This is a genomic window from Halorubrum sp. SD612, assembly GCF_002135005.1.
Genome location: NZ_NEWI01000189.1, coordinates 1 through 2,416, shown reverse-complemented (window position 1 = coordinate 2,416; position 2,416 = coordinate 1). Strand labels below are relative to the sequence as shown.

Annotated in this window: 4 protein-coding genes; 1 reads left to right on the top strand and 3 read right to left on the bottom strand. The window is 71.3% G+C overall.

Translation table 11 applies throughout. The features are described from left to right. A partial coding sequence (locus B9G38_RS18600) for an HVO_2922 family protein (RefSeq protein ID WP_233127222.1) occupies nt 1-660 on the top strand: 660 nt, incomplete at its 5' end. A gap of 31 nt (nt 661-691) precedes the next feature. On the opposite strand, the gene B9G38_RS14700 is transcribed toward B9G38_RS18600, so the two are convergent. Genes B9G38_RS14700 through guaA form a run of 3 tightly spaced genes read right to left on the bottom strand, consistent with a single transcriptional unit; the run spans nt 692 to nt 2,258 of the window. Further along, nucleotides 692-967 carry a glutaredoxin family protein gene (locus tag B9G38_RS14700; RefSeq protein WP_086220873.1) on the bottom strand — a complete coding sequence of 92 codons (276 nt, stop codon included), beginning with the start codon at nt 965-967 and terminating at the stop codon, nt 692-694. Further along, nucleotides 964-1,341 (bottom strand): CTP synthetase, encoded by a 378-nt coding sequence (locus B9G38_RS14695; protein WP_086220872.1) that lies wholly within the window; start codon nt 1,339-1,341, stop codon nt 964-966. The genes B9G38_RS14700 and B9G38_RS14695 overlap by 4 nt, the downstream gene beginning before the upstream one ends. Continuing rightward, entirely contained in the window at nt 1,341-2,258 is a 918-nt protein-coding gene (gene guaA, locus B9G38_RS14690; RefSeq protein WP_086220871.1) for a glutamine-hydrolyzing GMP synthase, read from the bottom strand. Before guaA ends, B9G38_RS14695 begins: the two co-directional genes overlap by 1 nt. Between the last annotated feature and the right edge of the window lie 158 nt (nt 2,259-2,416).

Sequence of the window (2,416 nt, the reverse complement as noted above, 5' to 3'; positions counted from 1 at the left end):
GGCAAGGGGTCCGGCCGCAGGTGGCACGCGAGGCGTGAGTACTCGAGGCGTGGCGACCGCGGGGCTGTCGCGGACTACCGCGGGTGGGACCCCGCGGCGTTCGAGGTGTTCCGCGACGCCGCCGGCGAGTACCGCTGGCGGCTCGTCCACGAGAACGGGAACGTCCTCGCCGACTCCGGCGAGGGGTACGCCTCCAGACAGAAGGCCCGGCAGGGGCTCGACAGCGTCAGGTCGAACGCGGGCGGCGCGGGCCTCGCGTTCCCCGACGACGAGGACGCGGAAGGCCGGGCGGGCGACGGCGAGAGCAGGGCGACGTTCGAGGTCTACGAGGACAGGGGCGGCTCGTGGCGCTGGCGGCTCGTCCACGACAACGGGAACATCATCGCCGACTCCGGCGAGGGGTACGCCTCCGGGTCGAACGCGACCGACGCGGTCGAGCGCGTCGCCGAGTACGCGCCGGACGCGAACGCCTTGACTGCCGGGGGCGCGGCCTTCGAGATCTACGAGGACGCCGCCGAGGAGTGGCGCTGGCGGCTCCGCCACCGCAACGGCAACGTCCTCGCCGACTCCGGCGAGGGGTACGCCTCCCGGTCTAACGCCGTCGAGGCCGTGACCCGAGTGAAGGCGAACGCGCCCGGCGCGGAGACGGTCGAGAAGTAACGGAGCGGCCGCGGTCGAGGTCTTTTCGGACTCAGGTCGCCGCCAGCAGCTTCAAGCGCAGCTCGCGCTCGTCGACCTCGTATTTGAACGCCGGGTGGCCGTCGACCAGCACGTACGGGACGCGTTCGCCGTACTCCTCGGCTAGCTCCGGATCGGTGTCCACGTCGACCTCGTCGAGGTCGACCGCCGCGCCGTCGAGGTCGGCCGCGACCGACTCGATCGTCTCGCGGGCGACGACGCACAGCGAGCAGTCCTCGCGGGTGTAGAGGGTGACCGAGACGGTCGCCTCCGCGTCGTCTGCGCTCACTTGTCGTCGTCCGCCAGCAGCTCCTCGGCGACCGTCGCGGCGTCGAGCAGGGCGGGGTCGACCGCGAGGTCGGCGACGGTCGCGACGAACTCCGGCAGCGACCGGGTCGCGTACGTCACCACCTGTACGTCCGGGTTCAGCTCCTTGGCGACCGGGATCCCGGTCGCCTCCTCGACGTCGGTGAGGACGAAGTAGGCGGCCTCGGCGATCCCCGCCTCGGAGAGCGCGTCGGCGGTGACGAGCCCCTCTACCCGGCGGATCTCGACGCCGAGCGCGGCGAGCTCCTCGCCGAGACCGTTCTCGTCCGGACCGGCGACGACCGCGAGCGGGCCCTCGGCGCTGCCGCCGTCGGGGCGGGCGGATGGCTCCCCCATCACTCGTACTCGATCGTCGCGGGCGGCTTGTGCGTCACGTCGTAGACGACGCGCGCCACGTTCTCGTTCTCGCCCGTGATCCGGCTCTGGATCCGCTGGAGCGTGCTCCAGTCGAGCTCCTGCGCGCGGGCGGTCATCCCGTCGCGGCTCTCGACCGAGCGCACGGCGACGACCCAGCCGTGGACGCGGTTGTCGCCCTTGACGCCCGTCGCCTTGCCGAGGACGGCCGCAAATGCCTGCCACGGGTCGTACTCCTCCAGCTCCTCCTCGACGACGTGGGTCGCCTCGCGGGCGACCGCGGCCTTCTCCGGGGTCACCTCGCCGACGATCCGGACGGCGAGGCCGGGACCGGGGAACGGCATGCGCTCGGAGATGACGTCCTCTAAGCCGAGCTCGCGGGCGACCTCGCGCACCTCGTCCTTGTAGAGGTCGCGCACGGGCTCGACGATCCCCTCGAAGTCGACGACCTCGGGGAGGCCGCCGACGTTGTGGTGCGACTTGATGTTCCCCTCCGACTCGATGCGGTCGGGGTAGATCGTCCCCTGGACGAGGTAGTCGGCGCCGACGTCGCGCGCGACCGTCTCGAACTCGTCGATGAACCCCTCGCCGATGACGTGTCGCTTCTCCTCCGGGTCGGTGACGCCGTCGAGCCGGTCGAAGAACCGCTCCTGCGCCTCGATCACCCGCAGCGACTCCATGAAGTCGAAGGTGTCGCGGATCTCCTCGGTCTCGCCCTTCCGCATCAGCCCCGTGTCGACGTAGACGGGGGTGAGCTGGTCGCCGACCGCCTCGTACGCGAGCGTCGCCGCGACCGAGGAGTCGACCCCGCCGGAGAGGGCGATGACGGCGTTCGCGTCGCCGATCGCCTCCCGGATCTCGGCTTTCGCCTCGTCGATGAATGCCTCCGTCTCGACCATCTATAGCCTCACGTCCGCGTTCCGCTCGGTTGTGTCCGTCGATCCGAGCGCCGCCTCGACGAGGGAGACGAACGGCGGGCTCGCGCGGTCCGGTCGCGACCGGAACTCGGGGTGCGCCTGCGTTCCGAAGAAGAACGGGTGGTCCGGCCGTTCGAGGA

Excerpts from the sequence above, each read along its gene's own strand:
- B9G38_RS14695 (WP_086220872.1), bottom strand. The coding sequence starts at position 1,341 with ATGGGGGAGCCATCCGCCCGCCCCGACGGCGGCAGCGCCGAGGGCCCG.
- guaA (WP_086220871.1), bottom strand. The coding sequence starts at position 2,258 with ATGGTCGAGACGGAGGCATTCATCGACGAGGCGAAAGCCGAGATCCGG.